Here is a 19789-nt window from a genome sequence, read left to right as displayed (position 1 = left end):
TCCCGTGACGCGGCGCCCCTCACTGCGTGGACGTGCACAGCACGACGTCCGATATGGGCTCGACTGGAGTAGCAGCACCCACCACCGGGTGCACGGTCCAGCGGAAGGCGCCTGGTCGCGTGAACTCGATCGTGCCCGTGTACTTCCCGTCGCCGACCGGGTTCAACGGTGTTCGCATGATCGGCCTGTCCGGATTCGCCGGGTCGTCAATGACCATCGCGAGTACCAGGGAGTCGGAGTTCTCCGAGGATTTGACCGTCACCCGCCACGGAATCCGTTGTACGGCGTGTGGTTCGGCGTCGACCGAGATCTCGTCGACCGTCGCCTGTGGGTGCCTCGGGCGGGCCGTGAGGACGCCGTGCAGTTGGACGAAAACCTCCTTCATTCGATGCAACGAACTGTGGCGGCCCGATACGAAGAGCCCGTGTGCGTCGTCCGCCCACTCGGGCGGGGTCGCGGAACGGCGGGCGACCGTGCCGTCTCCGGCGTCCTGCGCCTGACTGGACGGGTAGGTGACGACCTTGTCGCCGACGACCTCCGCCCAGACCTCCGTAGTCTGGCGGTAACTGAGCACCGCGTGATAGGAAGCGCGGTTGTCAATGCCGCCTTGCATAGCGTGGTCGATCGTCCGATGGAATGCTGTGCACCTTGCCGTGGCGGCGCGGGGAAGGCCGGGAACGTGCTGTAACGTGTTGACCGGAGCGGATCGGGCCGAAGCGGGGATGCGCCAGTCGTAGACGGGTAGTAGCTCCGCCACCGACGGAAAGGATCTCGCCATGGTGGCGATGTCGAACCTGATCGGCCCCACCTGGGCGTAGCCGTTCGCGAGTATCCCGAGTGCCTTGACCGCGCCGAGGTACGGCGTCCCGAGGGTGATGATCCGGCGAGTCAACCGATCGACGTCAAGGCACTCGGCGAAGTACCGGGCAACCAGTCCACCCATCGAGTGCCCGATCAGCACCAGTCGTGCGTCCGGATACGTCTTGCGTCGTGCACCTACCACGTGCTTCACGTACGCGTGCAGACGGCGCGCAGTGTACTCATTGGACTGTCTCCAGTCGTAGGCGAAGACGCGGATCGCGTCACGGTCGTGGGAGAACCTGGTCGTCAGACGTTTCAGAAGGACGTCGTACCCGTCGATCGACACCAGTCCTGGGATGATTCCCAGGGTGGCCATGGGTGCTCCGACGCGAACTCCGTCATCGAACCCCGAAGTGGGATCCGCGAAGGCCTCGTCCGGAAGCGTCAGGTCATCGGTCAGGTTCCCGGCAAGATCCCCGATGCTGCGCGCGACTTGGCGGTAGCCCCAGACCTGCCTGTCACCTCGATGCAGCACACTGCCCAGAATCCCCGGTACCACGACAACAACATCACCGTGCTGGACACGGTTCACGGCATCGTCTCCAAACGCAGGGAGCGGAACTGTCGTACGAAACCAGCCACCTTGAATCTCGGCCTGGTGCCGCCCCCCGTTACCGGCTTGCCTCGAAGTAGCGGTCCTGGTTCAGCCGACGACGGCGGGCTTGAGGGTCTGGGCGCACCACTGCTCGAAGGTGGTGGGTGAGGCGGTGCCCGGTGTCCGTGTGACACCGGCGTCGAGGCCGTTGTCCTTGGCCCGCTTCATGTCCACGATGCCCTGGACGAAGTCCGCGTTCAGGCCGTAGCCGATCAGGGTGGCGCGCATGTCGTCGTACGGTTCGTTCTCGTAGCGGACGGGGCGGCCGAGCTGCTCGGTGATGATGCGGGCCACGTCGTTGGGGGACAGGTCCTCCGGCCCGAGGACGGGGACGCTGTCCACGCCGGTCCATGAGCGGTCCAGCAGCAGACGGGCAGCGACGGCGGCGATGTCGGCGACGGCGGCGCGAGGAGCCTTGCGGTCGGCCTCGGCGGCGTCGGAGAAGACGCCCTTGTCCCGGATCGAGTCGACCTCCTCCAGGAGGTTGTCGAAGAACGACGGGCACGCGAGGGCCTGGTCGACGACGTCGGCGTCGCCGTGCGAGCCGGTGATCACCTCGGCGCGTTCGCGTACCCCCTCGGGGAGCCGGGCGGGGTCGCGCACGACCACGCGCAGTTCCTCGACGGACTCGGCGAGCAGGGGCAGCAGGTGGCGGCCGATGTTCCCGGTGGGGGCGGTGATGACGATCATGGAAACCTCTCGGATGACGCTGGTCGGTACCTCCTCATCCTGGGGAGCGCTGCCGCGATGCCACAATGGGAACTTCAGCACGGAATTATTGCCTGAAATGGAATTATGCTGGTGAGCAGCTCAAAACCGGTCATCGACGCCAATCTCGCCCTCGCACTGGACGCTCTGCTCGCCGAGCAGAGCGTCACCCGCGCCGCCGCCCGTCTGCACACCTCCCCGGCCGCGATGAGCCGCACCCTCGCCCGGCTGCGCCGCATCCTTCAGGACCCGCTGCTGGTGCGCGCCGGGCAGACCATGGTCCCCACACCCCGCGCCCAAGCCCTGCGCGACGAAGCAGCCACAGTGGTCCGTCGCCTCGAAGCGCTGCTCAGCCCCGGCAGCGGCGTCGACCCGGCGGCCCTGCGCGGGACTTTCACCCTCCAGACCGCCGACATCATCGGCGCGGCACTGGCGCCCGGCCTGCTGGGACTGGCCCGGCAGGAGGCGCCCGGGGTGTCCCTGCGGGTACGGGCCGAGGAACTGGAAGCCGGACCCGCGCTCCGCGACGGCCGCATCGACCTGGAGATCGGCTCCATCGACCACGCCGACCCCGAGACCCGCGTCGAGGAACTGGTCACCCTCCGGATGACGGCAGCAGTCCGCGCCGGCCATCCTCTTGCCGAAGGACCGCTGACCCCGGCCGGGCTCGCCGCCGCCGAACACGTCGCGGTGAGCCGCCGCGGCCGGTTCACCGGCCCCCTCGACACCGCACTCGCCGAGCACGGCCTCAGCCGCCGGGTCACCGCGGTGCTCCCGAGCCACCTGGCCGCGATGATCCTCGCCGCCCGCAGCGACGTCGTCTGCCTCGCCCCCGCCCCGCTCGCTGACGCGGCCCCGTCGCCGTTCACGCACCCCGCCACCGCGCTCGGCCTGCGGCTTCTCGACATCCCCCTCCCGCTGCCGCCGTTGACCATCGGCATGGCATGGCACCCCCGCCACGCCGCCGACGGCGCACACCACTGGCTGCGCGGTGCCGTCCGCCGGGCTGTGCAGGCACCCACGAGCTGAACTTCGGGATATCAGGGCAAAGCCAGGCAGTCCGCGGCGTTTTGGTGCTGATGGAAAGGATTCTGGCCGCCGTGTGGGCGGCGTTACGCTCCGGCCCGGCTGTTTTCTGGGGAGTCGTGTTCGCACGTAGGAGGATTCCATGGGGCGACATCGGGGCAGACGGTGGCAGCGGCGGTGGCTGTCCGGCTTGTTGATCCTCACGTTGGTGGGCTCGATGCTCGCCGCCCTGCCGGGGGCGGTGCGGCCCGCGGGAGCCGAGCCGTGGTCGGCGAGGCAGGAGAGGTCCGTACCCGGCCAGAACGCCGTGGTCCAGCCGTCCGGGCCGGACCAGGCCAAGGACAAGGAACTGCGCACCCCGCCGGCCGTGACGTGGCCCAGGGCCGGGGTGGCCGAACTGTCCTTGTCCGGCACCATGACCGCACGGGCCCACGTGGCGGACTTCCCGGTGCGGGTCGGCCTCGCCGAGCAGCAGGCGGCCAGGCAGGCAGCGCCGTCCAGGGTGCGGGTCGAGATGCTCGACAAGCGGCTGGACGGACCGGTTTTCCGGCTGAACCGGGTGGACGCGGGCGCGACCGCCACTGTGTCGGTCGAGGTCGACTATTCGCCGTTCCGCAACGCCTTCGGCGGCGACTGGGCCACCCGTCTGCGCCTGGTCGCGTTGCCGGAATGCGCACTGTCTACTCCGGATCGCGACGACTGCAGGGGCACGGCCCTCAGCACCCGCAACGACGGTTCCGGCAAGCTGGTCGCCGATGCCGCCGCGCCGCAGAAAGAGGGCCTGTACGCCGTCCAGGCGTCGGCCGCGGGCGGTGCCGGGGACTTCGGGGCGTCGCAGCTTTCGCCGTCCTCGTCGTGGACGGCCGGCGGCGCGTCCGGCGACTTCAACTGGTCCTACCCGATGTCGGCGCCGCCCGCGTTGAACGGCCCAGTGCCGCAGCTGTCCCTGAGCTACTCCTCGGGCGCCGTGGACGGCCGCACGTCGGCGACCAACAACCAGCCGTCCTGGGCCGGTGAGGGCTTCGACTTCAACCCCGGTGGGTCGATCGAACGCCGCTACACCAGCTGTGGCACGGACAAGAAGGACCAGCCGGAGAACGGCGGCGCACCCAACAACAAGACCCACAAGAAGACCGGCGACCAGTGCTGGGCCACGGACAACGCCTACTTCTCGCTCAACGGCAAGGGCGGCGAGTTGGTCCGTGACAACAACGACAAGCAGCGGGTCTGGCATCCACGCCAGGACGACGGCTCCCGGGTCGAGCAGCTGTTCGGCGCCGACAACGGCGACAACGACGGCGAGTACTGGCGGATCACCACCCGCAACGGCACCCAGTTCTACTTCGGCCTCAACCGGATCCCCGGCTGGCGGGACGCCAAGGACGACACCAGGTCCGCGTGGACCGTGCCGGTGTCCGGCAACCACCCGAAGGACCCGTGCTACCAGTCGAACATCGACAAGTCGTTCTGCACGCAGGCCTGGCGCTGGAACCTGGACTACGTCGTGGACACCCACGGCAACACGATGAGCTACTTCTACGAGAAGGAGACCAACCGTTACGCCAGGGACGTGACGGCGACCAAGGTCAACGCGTACGACCGCGGCGGCCACCTGACCCGGATCGAGTACGGCCAGCGGGACAAGGAAGTCTTCAGCACGCTGCCGGTCGCCAAGGTGGTCATCAAGACCGCCGACCGTTGCCTGCCGGGCGTCCCCGCGTCCGACTGCGTGTCCGGCAAGCCGAACAACTGGCCCGACACGCCATGGGACCAGTACTGCGCCAGCACCACGAACTGCAAGGACAAGTACACCCCGACCTTCTGGACGCAGAAGCGGCTGGAGAAGATCACCACCCAGGTGCGCTCCGGGTCGTCCTTCGTGGACGTGGCGGCGTGGACGTTGCGGCACTCGTTCGCCGATCCGCAGGACGGCACGTCAGCCCGGCTGTGGCTCAACGGCATCCAGCACACCGGCCTGCGCGGCGGCACCGCCACTGTGCCCGAGGTGACCTTCGCGGGCAGGCAGCTCAACAACGTGGTGGACGGCACCACCGGCATCCCGATCCTGAACTGGTTCCGGATCCAGTCCATCCGCACCGAGTCCGGCGGCGAACTCACCGTCGGCTACTCGGACAAGGAATGCGCGGTGCCCAGCGGCGTACCCGCCCCGGACACCAACACCAAACGCTGCTACCAGCAGAAGTGGACACCGGCCACACCGGACCAGACCGGTGCCGAACGCAAGGACTGGTTCAACAAGTACGTGGTCACCGAAGTGACCGAGAAGGACCTCACGTCCGGGTCGCAGCCCACCAGGACCGAGATCGAGTACCCCGGCGGCCCTGCCTGGCACCACGACGAGGAAGACGGCCTGGTGCCCGCCGAACGCAAGACCTGGGCGCAGTGGCGCGGCTACGAACGGGTCAGGGTCAAGAAGGGCCTGGCGGGCGGCCTGCGGTCGATGACGGAGACGGCCTACTTCCGCGGCATGGACGGCGACAAGCTCGAATCCGGCGGCCGCAAGTCGGTCAGCATCAGGGACTCCAAAGGCACTCTGTGGCGGGACACCGAGCAGTTCGCCGGGACCGAGCGGGAAACGATCACGTACGCCGACGCCAACGGCGCGCCGACGAGGTACGCGATCACCGACCCGTGGCTGTCCGAACCGACCGCGACCCGAACCCGCAGCTGGGGCACGTCGGAAGCCCGGCGCGTCTTCGAGGCCAAGGTCCGGCAACGCGAACAGCTGGCGGACGGCCGGTGGCGGGAAACCGGGTCGGACAACGTGTTCAACGCCGAAGGCGTGCTGGAGCAGGCGTCGGACTTCGGTGATCTCGCCGACCCGAACGACGACAGCTGCACCACGCACACCTACGTCCGCAACGACGCCGCTTGGCTGATCGAACTGCCCGCCCGCTCGCAGAAGGTCTCCGTGGCGTGTGGCAAACAGCCGAACTACCCGGCCGATGTCGTCACAGACGAGCGCGTTTACTACGACAACAACGAAACCCACGGTGCGCCGCCGGTGCGCGGTGACGTCACGCGCAAGGAAGAGATCGTCGGCTGGACCAACGGCCAACCGGTGTACAAGACGATCGCCCGGGCCACCTACGACACCTACGGCAGGCAGACCGAGACCTTCGACGTCTTCAACCAGAAGTCCACGACCAGCTATTCGCCCGCGGCCGGGGCGCCGGTCACGGAGGTCGTCACCACCAACCCGCTCGGGCACAGCACACGCACCAAGCTGAACCCGGCGTGGGGCGCCGAGGAACACATCACTGACGTCAACCAGCGGGTCACGCAGATCGCGTACGACCCGATGGGCCGGGTCAACAAGGTGTGGCACCCGGGGCGGGACAAGGACAAGGGTGACTCGCCCACCAAGGAGCTCACCTACGAGATGCGGGTGGACGGGCCGAACGTCGTGGTGGAGCGCACCCTCCAGCCGGACGGCGGATACGCCACCGACTACGACCTGTACGACGGTCTGCTGCGGTTGCGCCAGAGCCAGGATCCCTCGTCCAGCGGTGGCCGGGTCATCACGGACACCGTCTACGACTCGCGTGGCTTGAAGGTCAAGCTGAACGGGCCGTACTACAACAGTGCCCCGCCGGGCGCGGCCGTGTTCCTGCCGGACGAGAAGTTGTTGCCGGCTCAGACCGTGACCGAGTACGACGGGCAGGAACGGCCCACCGCCGAGATCTTCCGGTCGAACAACACCGAGAAGTGGCGCACCAGTTACACCTACGAGGCGGACCGGCAGCACATCGACCCGCCGAAGGGGGAGACGCCGACCACCCGCATCACGGACGGCACCGGCAAACTGGTGGAACTGCGGCAGTACAAGGGCGACGGGCCGTCGGGCGACTACGACAGCAGCCGCTACAGCTACACCAAGCGGGGCGAGCTGGAGTCGGTGACCGACCCGGCGGGAAACGTCTGGCGCTACGGCTACGACCTGCGTGGCCGCAAGATCCGCACAGACGACCCCGACCAGGGCACCACCGAGTACACCTATGACGACGAGGACCGAGTGCTGTCCGAAAAGGACTCACGCGGAGTCACTCTCGCCTTCGCCTACGACAAACTCGGCCGCAAGACCGCGCTGCACGAGGGGTCGCTGACCGGGCCCAAGCGCGCCGAATGGAAGTACGACACGCTGGCCGACGGCAAACCGGCCACCGGGATGGCCACGTCGTCCACCCGGTACGTGGACGGAAACGCCTACACCACAGCAGTCACCGCCATCGACGCGGCGAACCGGCCGACCAAGGCGGCCATCACCATCCCGCCGGTGGAGGGCAAGCTCGCACGGACCTACGAGTTCGAGACGAGCTACCACCAGGACGGCTCGGTGGCCACGGACAAGCGGCCCGCGGTAGGTGGCCTGTCCGACGAGACGCTGACCCACAAGTACAACCCGTTGGGCATGCCCACTGAGCTGTCCGGCAAGACCACGTATGTCACCGGCACCAAGTACAACCACTTCGACGAGGTGGAGCAGGTCACTCTCAACGCAGGCGGCAAGTGGCTGACCCACCGGTTCGACTACGAGGAGGGCACCCACCGGCTCCTGCGGGCGACCACCGATCGGGAGACCGGGCCGCAACGCCAGTCCGACGTCCGCTACGCCTACGACGAGGCCGGCAACATCACCCGCATCTCGGACACGCCGGGAGCCGACACCGGTATCGCGCCGGACACCCAGTGTTTCGGGTACGACTACCTGCGTCGCCTGAACTCCGCGTGGACACCGGGCAACGGCGACTGCGCCGCCGCGCCCACCGCCGCAGGCCTGGGTGGACCCGCGCCGTACTGGCACACGTGGGCGCTGGACAACGTCGGCAACCGCAAACAGCAGACCAAGACCACGCCGGACGGCAAGAAGACCACCAGTACGTACGGCTATTCGGCGCCAGGGCAGCCCCAGCCGCACGCCCTGCGATCGGTGACGACCACCGGTCCCACCGGCACCACCAGTGTCGACTCGTACGGTTACGACCCGAGTGGCAACACCACGGTGCGCAAGCGGGCGGGCACGGACCAGAACATGGAGTGGGACGCCGAAGGGCACCTGGCCAAGGTCACCGAGAACGGCAAGACCACCGCGTTCCTCTACGACGCCGACGGCAACAGGCTCATCCGCCGTGATCCGAACGGCACCACGCTCTACGTCGGCGAGGACGAGGTCCACCTCGACCAGAACGGGGTCGTCACGGCGACCCGTTACTACACCCACGCGGGCAAAGCCGTCGCCGTGCGCACCGCGAACGGCAAGCTGACCTGGCTCGGCGTGGACCACCACGGCACCGCCCAACTGGCGGTGGACGCCGACAGCCAGGACACCCAACGACGGTTGCTCACCCCGTTCGGGGAGGCACGCGGCACGGCACCGGCGTGGTGGCCGGGGGAAAAGGGATTCGTCGGCGGCACGATGGACAGCTCCACCGGCCTGACCCACCTCGGCGCCCGCGAGTACGACCCGGCCACAGGGCGGTTCGTCTCGGTCGACCCCGAGATCGACCACGAGGACCCGCAGCAGCTCAACGGGTACGCCTACGCCAACAACAGCCCGGTCACGTTCACCGACCCGGACGGCCGGTTCGGGTTCTCCTCGATCGTGCACGTGGCCAAGACGATCGTGCAGCCCGTGGTCAAGACGGTCGTCCAGCCGATCGTGCAGACCGCGTACCGGCACGTGGAAGCCGTCGTCGACGGCATGCACAAGGCGTGGACGGAGACCTACCAGTTCATCAAGAAGGTCGAGAAGCAGGTCACCGAGCACGTCAAGAAGGTCGTGCACGTCGCCAAGCGGGTGTACCACAAGGTGCAGCACAGCAAGGTGGCGAAGTTCACCCGCAAGGCGGTGAAGGTCACCAGGCACATCGCCAGCAAGGCGTGGAAGGGCGCGAAGTGGGTCGGCCGCAACTCGTTGCCGGGCGGGAAGATCTGGAAGGTCGCCAAGCTCGGGCTCGGCATCGCCGGGATGTTCGGCTGCGGGGTCTGTCTCGCCGCGTCCGCGGCGATGAGCGGGATCGACGCCGTGATCGCGGTGGCCAACGGCAACTACAAGGGCGCTGGGCTGGAGCTGTTGAGCATCGTCCCGGGTCAACGGGTGGCGAACGCGGCGGGACGGCTGTCCAAACTGGGCAAGGGCTTCCTCAGCCGTGGCCAGAAGGCGACACCGTGCAACAGTTTCGTGCCCGGTACGAGAGTGCTGATGGCCGACGGCTCCACGAAACGGATCGAGGACCTGAAACCGGGTGACCTGGTGCTGGCCACGAACCCGGAGACGGGGGTGACCGAGGTCCGGCCGGTGGTCGCCACGATCGTGGGCGAGGGTGAGAAGGACCTCGTCGAGCTCACTGTCGATGTCGACGGGGACACCGGTGCCCAGACGGCCACCGTGATCGCGACGGACGGACACCCGTTCTGGGAGCCGGATCTGAAGTACTGGGTACCGGCAGGTGAGCTGCACGCGGGTTCGCGGCTGCAGACCGCCGAGGGCAAGCAGGTACGGGTCGTCGCCACCCGGGCGTGGACGGCGAACCAGCGGGTGCGCAACCTGACAGTCGACGGTATCCACACCTATTTCGTACTGGCGGGGGACATCCCTCTGCTCAACCACAACAACTCCTGCCCGCACGGAACTCCGGGTGGTGCCGCGGCGTGCACTCGCTGTCGGCAGGCGAACGAAGATCCGGAGGGTGGTCGCTTCACGAGAGCGAAGGACATCGAGGACGCGGAGACCGCGAAGAGGAAGCAAGCGGAGGCCGTCTCGACGGTGGCGGACCACATCGCCAACCCGAAGGACAAAGTCAGTAACGATCCGGTGGCCGGAGCGGTACTGGGCGGCGTCATGATCGTCGCGGGTGTCAAGGCAGTACTCAAACGGCGGAAGGGGTAGGCGTGCTGAAATCCAGACGGGCGGCCACTGTGATGGTGGCGGTGGCCGCCGCGGGGATGTCCTTTTTGCCGCCACTCCCCAGCGCACAAGCCCTGCCCCCGACCGAAGCAGTGGATGAGGTCGCCGCGGCCACCATCGCACGGACCACGGGCAAACAGGTCGAGGTGACCGGTCTGCGCACCGAGACAGCCCGTGTCTTCGCGAACCCGTCCGGCACAAGGACGTTGGAGCAGTATCTGCTGCCTGTGCGGGCTCGGAAGGACAACGCGTGGGTTCCGGTGGACACCACCCTGGTTCGCGGTACCGACGGAGTAGTAGCGCCCAAGGCGACCGTGGTTGGCGTGAAACTGTCCGGTGGAGGCACTGGGCCATTGGTGACGGCAACCCTGCAAGGCAAGGAGATGTCGTTGTCCTGGCCCGGTGTGCTGCCGTCGCCGGAACTCTCCGGTGATACCGCCACCTATGCACAGGTGCTGCCTGGAGTAGACCTGAAGGTGCACGTGAGTGCTGCGGGGTTCGCCCCGGAACTGGTGATCCGCGACGCACAGGCGGCAGCCAACCCCGTGCTGCGCGGCTTCCGGTTCGAGACCGGTGAACGCGGCGCGGCGGCGTTCACCGGCGACGGGCAGCTGACCCGGCGGGAACAGCCGACGGAGTACCCGATGTCCCTCGGTACTTCGTTCGACGCCAAGCAGTACCGCCACACCCTGGTGAACGAGCGTGCGAAGGACACGCCGTACTGGGACGACGACCACAACCGGAAGGCTCTCCGGACGGGGTATCTGAACTGGGACGGCACCGTGGGGCGGTGGCGGTCGTTGTTCCAGATGAACACCGCCCAGCTGATCGGGACGACCGTGCGGAAGGCGTACGTCACGATGACGCTGGACCACTCCGCGTCGTGCGGGCCGACCCCCGTCGAGTTGTGGCAGACCAGGGAGATCGACCCGGCCAAGAAGCTGACGTGGAACAACAGCGTGCCAGGGCACTGGGTCAAGCAGCTGTGGACCGGCAAGGGCAACGCGAACGACGCCGGTGGGTGCGGCAAGTCCCAGCCGGACCTGCCCATGGCGTTCAGTTCACCGGCGTTGTTCGACGCGGTCCAGGGCGCGGCCGACCGGGGTGACGAGACCATGAGCTTCGGCCTGCGCGCGCAGAACGAACTCGACAAGAACCAGTGGAAGAAGTTCTTCCCCGCCACCGCGCACCTGCTGGTCGAGTACAACACCAAACCCCGCGTGCCGACGAGTCTGTCCACCGTGCCGCCCACGCCGTGCGGCACCGCCGAGGCGCCGACCGCGCTGAACACCTCGACGCCCGGCTTCTCCGCGGTGGCCAGTGACCCGGACGGCAGCAACGTATCCGGCCAGCTGGAGATCCTGCGCGCGGGTGCGGTGCTCACCACGCTGAACGGGGCCACTGTCGGCTCGGGAACGGCGTTCAGTTGGCCCACGCTGCCCGCCGGTGTGCTGCCGGAGGACCAACCGGGCACAGTTTTCGCCTACCGCTCGCGGCTCGTGGACCCGAGCAACACGTTCGGTCCCTACACCGAGACGTGTTACTTCACGGTGGACGTCGTGTCGCCGGGCAGCCCCACGGTCAGCTCCACCGACTTCCCCGACGGGGCAGCGGTCCGATGGGTCGGGGAGACCGGTTCGGTGTCCTTCACAGCGGCCGACAGCGACACCGCCGGGTTCGCCTACGGGTTCAGTCCCGAGGTGCCGCTGCGGGTCGCGGCCGATCACCAGGGCAAGGCGACCGTGCCGATCACGTTGTGGCCCGACCAGCCCGGTGGCACGTCCGGCATCCCGCAACGGCTGTACGTCCGCACAGTGGACCGTGCGGGCAACATGAGTTCGTCGGCACCGGAGTGGGAGGTCAACGCGAAGGCCCGTGCGGTATCGGCGAAACCGGTCAGGGGCGACACGAACGGGGACCGGCGGGCCGACGTGACGCAGGTGTTCGACCAGGGCCACGGGCGCACCGCGGTGTGGAACTTCCTGTCCCGCGACGGTGGGTTCGCCGGTGGCTACATCGGGTGGGACACGGGCGTCAACGGCGGGTTCCCGGCGACCACCACCCGGTCGGCCCGCGGTGACTTCAACGGCGACGGGCGGTCGGACGTGGCGATCTTCCGGGAGGATCCCGGCCAGAAGACAGGGCTGTACCTGCTGAACTCGGACGGCACGCAGATCCTGGCGGGCAGCGGCCCGGCGTGGACCGGCGACACCAGGTACCGGCTGTCCACCGCCCACGTGGTGGCCGGGGATTTCGACGGTGACGGTGACGACGACATCGGCGTCTTCCAGGGCTATGCCGGTGCGCAGACCAAGCTCTGGGTGCACACGTCGAACAAGGGTCAGTTCGCGGGTCCCGTGCAGCAGTGGGACAGTGGCGCGGGCAAGGCCGACGTCCGGGACTTCAGCCCGGTGGCCGGGGACTTCGACGGCGACGGCGATGACGACATCGGCGTGTTCCGCGGCTACCCGGACGACCAGACCAAGCTGTGGCTGCACACGTCGAACAAGGGCCAGTTCGCGGCGCCTGCGCAACAGTGGGACAGCGGACTGAGCATGTTCGACCGTGACCGGGCCCGGTTCCTCGTCGGCGATGTGGACGGTGACGCGGCCGGTAAGGACGAGGTCGTTGCGGTGTACGACAACGGCGACGCCAGCGCGCAGATGATCACGTTCAGCTCGGCAGGTGGTTCCTGGACGCACAAGCCGTGGTGGAGCAGCGGCGCCGAGCGCAGTTTCGAGATGTCCCGGGCCGTGCTCACCGCGGGTGACTTCACCGGTGACGGCCGAGCCGACGTCGCCGCCCTGTACGACACCGGCGACGGGCAACGCGCTCTGTACACGTACGCGTCGACTGGTACCGCTTTCGGCGGCAAACGCGTCGACTGGACCGGCCGGATCGGGGACGCCCGGCCCGCGGTCCACGTCGAAACCACCCGGAAGTACCGGCTGGTGGCGCGGCACAGCGACAAGTGCGTCGAAGTGCCCGCCGACAAGGTGAAGCTGCAGGCTGTCCCGTTGCAGCAGGCGGACTGCGTGGCCACCGCGAAGAACCAGACCTTCCTGGTGAAGCGGATCGGCGCCAGCCCGTACTACACCGTCGAGAACGCGGTCTCCGGCATGTGCGTGGACATCGCGGGCTGGTCCCACCAGGACAAGGCCGCCGTCCAGCAGTTCCCGTGTGGCAACGCCGGTGTGCCCAAGGCCAACCAGCAGTTCCGCCTCGAGTACGTCGACGGTGTCGGCCTGGACCTGGTGACCGAACTGCGGGCCGCGCACAGCGGCAAGTGTCTGGACGTCTCGGGCTACAGCCAGGACAACGGCGGCGTGCTCATCCAGTGGCGCTGCGGCGTCGTGGCCAAGACCAACCAGAGCTACTACCTGCGCGCGGAGCTCTGAACCCCGGTGAACCCGCCGTCCTGCGTGGTTGAGACACAGTGGCGGCGGGTAGCCACCGAGCGTGACCGGTTCTGCTATCGCCGTCCTCGACATCGACGGGACGCTCATCGACTCCAACTACCACCACGCGCTGGCCTGGTACCGGGCTCTGCGCCAGGTGGGCGAGGTGTGGCCGGTGTGGCGGCTGCACCGGCTGATCGGGATGGGAGGGGATCAGCTGCTGACCGCGTTGGGCGGTGAGGACCTGGAGCGCCGGGTGGGCGACGAGGCCCGGGAGCGGCAGGGCAAGGAGGCCGACGCGTTGCTCGACGAGATGGCGCCGTTGCCCGGTGCTCGCGACCTCCTGCTGGCCATCAAGGATCGTGGTCACCGGTTGGTGCTGGCCAGTTCCGCTCAGCAGCGCCACGTGGATGTGTTCTTGGACAAGCTGGATGCCCGCGACCTCGCCGACGCCTGGACGACCAGCGCCGACGTGGACGCGTCCAAACCGGCGCCGGACCTGCTGCACATGGCGCTGCACAAGCTGGGTGTACCGGCCGACGCGCCGAGTGTGATGGTCGGCGACTCGGTGTGGGACGTCAAGGCGGCAGGCCACGCCGGGATGCCTGCGATCGTCGTCCGTTCGGGTGGTTTCGGGGACGACGAGTTGCGGGACGCGGGTGCCGTCGCGATCTTCGACACGCCCGGCGACCTCGCTGCGGCACTGGACGACACCCCGCTCGCCTGACGCGGGCTCCCGGCTCATCTGCTGTGCGAGCTGTCGCCGACGAAGACCGCGGTGTCGGTTTCGTTTGTGGACTGTCGAGGCAGGGTAGACAGGTGCGGTGGACCAGAGCTCGAAGACGACGTTGAACCGCGTGGTCAGCACCCCCTTGCTGTTCTGGTTCATCCTCGGTGACATCCTGGGTGCGGGCGTGTACGTGCTCATCGGCGAAGTCGCTGGGCGTTCCGGTGGCGCCGTCTGGATGCCGCTGCTGCTGGCGTTGGTTCTCGCGATGTTGACGGCGTGCTCCTACGCCGAACTCGCCACCAAATACCCGCGAGCGGGTGGAGCCGCGCACTACTCCCAGCGCGCGTTCGGGCCGTTCGCGGGCTTCGTCGTGGGATTCTGCATGCTTGCGGCCGGTGTCGTGTCCGTCGCGGCCTTGGCACGCGGTTTCGCCGGTGACTACCTCGCCCAGTTCGTCCGGTTGCCCGTTCCGTTGGTAGCGGTGATCTTCCTTGTCGCCCTCGGCCTGATCAACGCCAGGGGGATCAAAGAGTCACTGCGGGCCAATGTGGTGGCGACCCTCATCGAGGTCGCTGGGCTCATCCTCGTCGTCGTGCTCGGCGCATGGGTGATGACGCGCGGTGACGCGGATCTGGCCCGCCTCGGCCAAGTCGGTGTGGCCGGTCAGGGCGCCGCCGCCGGGGTTCTGGCCGGTGCGGTCCTGGCGTTCTACTCGTTCGTCGGATTCGAGACTTCCGTGAACCTGGCGGAGGAGATCCGTGACCCCGCCGGGCCTACCCACGTGCGTTGCTCGCCGCGCTGAGTACTGCGGGAGTGATCTACGTGCTGGTAGGGGTCGTCGCCTCGGCGGTGGTTCCGACCGCGCGGCTGGCGGCGTCCAGCGGCCCGTTGCTGGAGGTCGTCCGTGCGGCAGGTGCCGTTCCGCTGTGGGTGTTCAGCGCGATAGCCCTCGTCGCCGTGGCCAATGGTGCGTTGCTGACCGGCATCATGTCGTCGCGGCTGGCTTATGGGATGGCGAGGGACGGAATGTTGCCTGGTACGTTGACGCGGCTGTTGCCGCGTCGGCGCACTCCCTGGGTGGCGATCGTTGCCACCACTGCGTTGTCGGCCGTGCTGGCCTTGACCGGATCGGTCGCTGTCCTGGCATCGACTCTGGTGCTGTTGCTGCTCGTGGTTTTCCTCGCTGTCAACGCCGCGGTTGTGTTCCTGCGTGACAAGGACAGCGACAACGACCATTTTCGCGTGCCTCTCGTGATTCCGATCCTGGGCATCGGATCGTGTGTCCTGTTGTTCACCCAGATCGAGGGCGCGGTGTGGGTGCGGGGGCTGATCCTTCTCGCCGCCGGGCTTGTTCTCGGGTGGGTCGCCGCCAAGCGTCACTGACCCGCCGTCGACGGGTTTTGGTGGCCTGTCGACTCGAGATCAACAACCGCCACGCGACGGCGTAGCCTTGGCAGCACAGCCATCCAGACGAGGGTGGCGCCGCAGCCGTACGCGACGGCGATCGTGACACTCATCGAGAGCGGAGTGGTTCCGCTCAACGACACCAGTGGCGCCACCACCGGACCGATCGCGAACGAGGAGGTGCCCAGCAGCGCGGCGGCTGTTCCGGCCCGCTCGCCGTGATCGGCCAGTGCGAGAGCGGACCCGTTGGCCTGTGACCCACCGGCGGTGAACATCATCAGCGCCAACGGAATGAGCACGCCGAACAACCCGGCGTCGAGCAGCACTGACACCAGCATCGCCAGCGCCGACAGCGCGGTGGTGGTCGCGCCGATCACGTACATCCGCGTCGGCCCGGCGCGGCGCACCACCGCCCGGTTGACCTGGGCGCCGATCACCGACATGACGGCGTTGGCGGCGAAGCAGAGACTGAACACCTGTGGTGACAACGAGAAGCTGTCCTGTAGGACGAAGCTGACCGAGGCGAGGTACGTGAAGAACGCGACGCCGCCGAACATGCTGACCAGCAGGAACCACGGGAACACCGGGTCTCGTAGCACAGTCCGGAACTCGCGTGTGCGGCCACGTGTACCGGACGGCCGTGTCTCCGGGAGGGAGGTGGCGGCCAGGATGAACAACGCGACCCCGACGCCCGCCAGCACGACGAAGATCCCACGCCAGTCCATCACCGTCGCGAGCTGGCCGCCGACGACCGGCGCCACGATGGGCGCGATCGCGCCGACCGTGGTCAGCATGACCAGCAACCGCACCAGCTCGGCGCCTTCGGCCACGTCACGGGCGACAGCCAGCGAGATCACGATTCCCGCCGAGCCGCACAGCCCTTGCAACAGCCGGGCCACCAGCAGCAGTTCGATTGTCGGCGCCACGGCACACAGCAACGACAGCACCGCGAACAGGCCTGTGCCGACGAGCAACGGCGTGCGCCTGCCGAACCGGTCGCTGAGCGGGCCCAGGACCAGTTGGCCGAACGCGAGACCGAGCATGCACACCGACATCGTGGCCTGCGCGAGGCTTTCCGTGGTGTGCAGGTCGGTGGCCAGACTGGGCAACGTGGGCAGGTAGAGGTCCATCGAGATCGGCCCGAAGATCTCCAGCAGGCCGAGGACGACCGCGATCCGGAGTTTGCTCACGGGGCCCGCAGGATCCTTCGCAACCACGACAACCGTGCCGCGGCGGCGGCACGGGAGACCTCGGCGCCGGGCGAGAAGCCCGCGAACCCGTGGTATCCGCCCGCCCACACGTGCAGTTCGGCCTGTCCGCCGGTGGCCCAGATCCGCAGTGCGTACTCCGTCGCCTCGTCACGGAAGATCTCCGCGGCGCCGACGTCGATGTACGCGGGCGGCAGGTTCGACAAGTCCGTGGCCCTGGCCGGAACCGCGTACGGCGAAGCGTGCTCGGTGCCGCGCAACGAGCCGAGCAGCGCGTTCCAGCCCGTGTCGTTGTTGTTGCGGTCCCACGCACCGATCCCGTCGTACTGCCGCGTCGACACCGACTCGTTGCGATCGTCGATCATCGGGCACAGCAGCATCTGGCCCATGATCGACGGCCCGCCGAGGTCCCGTGCCATCAACGCCACCCCGGCCGAGAGCCCACCGCCCGCACTGGCCCCGGTCACCACGATCCGGCCGGGGTCGACGCCCAGTTCTGCCGCGTTGTCCACCAGCCACACGAGGCCCGCGTAGCAGTCCTCGACGGCGGCGGGCGCGGGGTTCTCCGGAGCCAGCCGGTATTCGACCGACACACCGACCGCGTTGAACAGCAGCACGTCGTCGATGAGCCCGTCGACGCCGAAGAACCGGTTGCCCAGCACCATTCCGCCGCCATGGATGCTGTAGAACGCGGGCGCGTCCGTCACGCCGCCCCGCGGCCGGATGATCGTCAGGACGATGTCGGGCGCACCCGGCGGGCCGGGCACCGTGCGGTCCTCGACGTCCACCGGCCGGTCGCCCACCATCTGGTCGATCGGCGGGATGATGGTGGCGAAGTGGGCCCGGTTGGCCAGGATCGTGTCGGCGCGCAGCGGGATCCGCTCGACCAGGTCGAGGAACGCGGCCAGGCCGGGCTCCAGCTCCGGGTCGTACGGCACGGGTGTGGTCATTGGGTCAACCCCAGTACGCGGCGCAGCCACGAGTTGCGCGTCCGCAGCGCCTCATGGCTGATCGGCCAGTCCGGGACGTAGAGGTCGAACCCGTGGAACGCGCCGCTCCACACGTGCAGCTCGGCCTGTCCGCCGGTGGCCCAGATCCGCAGCGCGTACTGGGTGTCCTCGTCGCGGAACGGCTCCGCGCTGCCCACCTCGATGAACGCCGGTGGCAGCCCGGACAGGTCGGTGGCCCTGGTCGGCGCCGCGTACGGGGACACGGCGTCGGTCCCGACGGCGTCGCCGAGCAGCGACTGCCAGCCCGCGGCGTTCGCCTCCCGCGTCCACGTGCCGATCCCGCTGTACTGGTGGCTCGCGACGGTGGTGTTGGTGTCGTCGATCATCGGGCACAGCAGCAACTGCCCGGCCAGGCGCGGCCCGCCGCGGTCGCGTGCCAGCAACGCGACGCCCGCGGACAGCCCACCGCCCGCGCTGCCGCCCATGACCACGATCCGGTCGGGGTCGATGCCCAGCTCGTCCGCGTTCTCGACCGTCCACACCAGACCCGCGTAGCAGTCCTCGACGGGTGCCGGGTGCGGGTGTTCCGGTGCCAGCCGGTACTCGACGTTGACCGCGACCACACCCAGTTCCAGCACGAGCGCCAGCAGCCGGGACACGTCCATGTTGCGGTGGCCGACCATCATCCCGCCGCCGTGGATGTTGTACAGGGCGGGCACCGGTCCTTGCCGGTCGCGCGGCGAGAGGATCGTGACCGCCAGGTCGGGTGCGCCGACCGGGCCGGGAACGGTCCGTTCGACGACGTCGACGGGCGCGTCGCCGACCACCTCGGCGGCGGGCGGGAACATCGAGGCCATGGCCTGGCGCATGGCCGGGACCGTCTCCGGGGTGTACGCCGGGGCGTCCTTCGGCACGATCTCGTCCAGCGCGGGCTCGATGTCCGGGTCGAAGGGGACCGGGGGATGGGTCACGACGAGCTCCTCACTCATGAAGTCACGGCCCTTCCGGGTCGACAACGCCACGGTCGGCCCAGAACGGCTCGACCAAAGCACGCAGCTCGTCGGCACCAACCTGCTCGACGAGGTCGACCGCGGCGAGGTTGTCCTCGAGTTGCGCCAGCTTGGTCGCGCCGAACAGCGTGGTGACGTTGGCGGGGTGGGTCAGGGTGAAGGCGACCGCCAGGCGTGCCGCGCTTGTGCCGAGCTTCTCGGCGAGTTCGACCAGACCGGCTGTCGACCGGGCGATCGCGTCCCGGACAGCGCCGGGGTCCCGGCCCACCTCGCGAGTCAGGTCCGTGCGGCCGGTGAGGATGCCTCCTTCGAGCACGTCCGAGGCCTGCATCGTGAAGCCTTCGGCGAACAGCTTGGCGAACGGTTCACCGTCCGGAATGGACCGCCGGGCCACGCTGTACTTCAGCTGCGCGATCTGCGGGCCGTCGACTCCGCGTGCCGCGGCGATCTCCCGCAGTGCGCGGATGTTCGTCGCCGACCAGTTGTTGACGCCCCACGCGCGGACCAGCCCGGCACGGGCCAGCCCCGACAGGTCGTCGACCAGGTCCTCCAGTTCGACCTCGGCGTCTCGCAGGTCGCCGAGGATGACCAGGTCCGCGTAGTCGAATCCGCCACGCAGGAAAGCGTTGGTGAGCTGGGGCCGGAACCCGCGCTCGTCGTCGAAGCCCTCGATCCAGAGCTTCGCCGAGACCAGGTACTCCTCGCGCGGGATGCCCGACGCGCGCATGATCGCGCTCCAGAGCACGTCGGTGAACACCGGCGCCATCCCGGGTATGCCGTAGACGCCGACGTCGAACAGGTTCACGCCTGCCGCGACCGCGGTGCGGATCATGGTGACGGCGTCGGCGAAGTCCATCCGGTCGTAGGTGTGCCACGAGCCGAGTGACAGCTGTGACACCTCCACATCGGACGTTCCGACGCGGCGGCGGGGCAGCGAGGTCATTGATGACACAGTGCCTCCTTCTCGGGAG

General features: G+C 68.4%; 10 protein-coding genes and 1 pseudogene. 5 read left to right on the top strand and 6 right to left on the bottom strand.

Annotation, left to right across the window (positions count from 1 at the left end; translation table 11 throughout):
- Nucleotides 1–19 precede the first annotated feature (19 nt).
- Both ALI144C_RS10235 and ALI144C_RS10230 read right to left on the bottom strand, forming a co-directional pair.
- Entirely contained in the window at nucleotides 20–1393 is a 1374-nt protein-coding gene (locus ALI144C_RS10235) for an alpha/beta fold hydrolase (RefSeq protein WP_076986792.1), read from the bottom strand.
- Between the two features lie 111 nt (nucleotides 1394–1504).
- The gene (locus ALI144C_RS10230; protein WP_076986791.1) at nucleotides 1505–2146 is read right to left on the bottom strand and encodes an NAD(P)H-binding protein; all 642 of its coding nucleotides are present in this window, start codon (nucleotides 2144–2146) and stop codon (nucleotides 1505–1507) included.
- A 111-nt stretch (nucleotides 2147–2257) separates the two neighbouring features.
- On the opposite strand from ALI144C_RS10230, the gene ALI144C_RS10225 reads away from it, so the two are divergent.
- From ALI144C_RS10225 to ALI144C_RS58995, 5 genes and pseudogenes are all read left to right on the top strand, one after another.
- Nucleotides 2258–3193, top strand: coding sequence for a LysR family transcriptional regulator (locus ALI144C_RS10225; RefSeq protein ID WP_237774081.1), 936 nt, complete (start codon nucleotides 2258–2260; stop codon nucleotides 3191–3193).
- 139 nt (nucleotides 3194–3332) lie between these two features.
- The gene (locus ALI144C_RS10220) at nucleotides 3333–10100 is read left to right on the top strand and encodes an RHS repeat-associated core domain-containing protein (RefSeq protein ID WP_076986789.1); all 6768 of its coding nucleotides are present in this window, start codon (nucleotides 3333–3335) and stop codon (nucleotides 10098–10100) included.
- Between the two features lie 2 nt (nucleotides 10101–10102).
- Nucleotides 10103–13516, top strand: coding sequence for an RICIN domain-containing protein (locus ALI144C_RS10215; RefSeq protein WP_083752899.1), 3414 nt, complete (start codon nucleotides 10103–10105; stop codon nucleotides 13514–13516).
- A 61-nt stretch (nucleotides 13517–13577) separates the two neighbouring features.
- On the top strand, nucleotides 13578–14243 hold the full coding sequence (locus ALI144C_RS10210; RefSeq protein ID WP_076986787.1) for an HAD family hydrolase: 666 nt from the start codon (nucleotides 13578–13580) through the stop codon (nucleotides 14241–14243).
- Between the two features lie 193 nt (nucleotides 14244–14436).
- Nucleotides 14437–15629, top strand: a pseudogene (locus ALI144C_RS58995) (APC family permease); the annotation flags it as partial.
- Here the strand turns inward: ALI144C_RS58995 and ALI144C_RS10200 are convergent.
- Genes ALI144C_RS10200 through ALI144C_RS10185 form a run of 4 tightly spaced genes read right to left on the bottom strand, consistent with a single transcriptional unit; the run spans nucleotide 15623 to nucleotide 19761 of the window.
- Nucleotides 15623–16840 carry a multidrug effflux MFS transporter gene (locus ALI144C_RS10200; protein ID WP_076986786.1) on the bottom strand — a complete coding sequence of 406 codons (1218 nt, stop codon included), beginning with the start codon at nucleotides 16838–16840 and terminating at the stop codon, nucleotides 15623–15625. The pseudogene ALI144C_RS58995 and the gene ALI144C_RS10200 overlap by 7 nt on opposite strands.
- Entirely contained in the window at nucleotides 16837–17808 is a 972-nt protein-coding gene (locus tag ALI144C_RS10195) for an alpha/beta hydrolase (protein WP_076986785.1), read from the bottom strand. The genes ALI144C_RS10200 and ALI144C_RS10195 overlap by 4 nt, the downstream gene beginning before the upstream one ends.
- On the bottom strand, nucleotides 17805–18797 hold the full coding sequence (locus ALI144C_RS10190) for an alpha/beta hydrolase (protein WP_076986861.1): 993 nt from the start codon (nucleotides 18795–18797) through the stop codon (nucleotides 17805–17807). The genes ALI144C_RS10195 and ALI144C_RS10190 overlap by 4 nt, the downstream gene beginning before the upstream one ends.
- Nucleotides 18798–18801: 4 nt before the next feature.
- Nucleotides 18802–19761, bottom strand: coding sequence for an aldo/keto reductase (locus ALI144C_RS10185; RefSeq protein WP_076986784.1), 960 nt, complete (start codon nucleotides 19759–19761; stop codon nucleotides 18802–18804).
- Nucleotides 19762–19789 lie beyond the last annotated feature (28 nt).

Origin of the sequence: Actinosynnema sp. ALI-1.44 (genome assembly GCF_001984155.1) — a bacterium.
In the GTDB taxonomy this organism is placed as follows: domain Bacteria; phylum Actinomycetota; class Actinomycetes; order Mycobacteriales; family Pseudonocardiaceae; genus Kibdelosporangium.
This window is presented reverse-complemented; position numbering and strand designations above follow the sequence as displayed.

What these genes read in the sequence shown, in the direction of transcription:
- ALI144C_RS10220 (WP_076986789.1), top strand. Translation starts at nt 3,333, where the DNA reads ATGGGGCGACATCGGGGCAGACGGTGGCAGCGGCGGTGGCTGTCCGGC.
- ALI144C_RS10185 (WP_076986784.1), bottom strand. Translation starts at nt 19,761, where the DNA reads ATGACCTCGCTGCCCCGCCGCCGCGTCGGAACGTCCGATGTGGAGGTG.
- ALI144C_RS10230 (WP_076986791.1), bottom strand. Translation starts at nt 2,146, where the DNA reads ATGATCGTCATCACCGCCCCCACCGGGAACATCGGCCGCCACCTGCTG.
- ALI144C_RS10190 (WP_076986861.1), bottom strand. Translation starts at nt 18,797, where the DNA reads ATGAGTGAGGAGCTCGTCGTGACCCATCCCCCGGTCCCCTTCGACCCG.
- ALI144C_RS10195 (WP_076986785.1), bottom strand. Translation starts at nt 17,808, where the DNA reads ATGACCACACCCGTGCCGTACGACCCGGAGCTGGAGCCCGGCCTGGCC.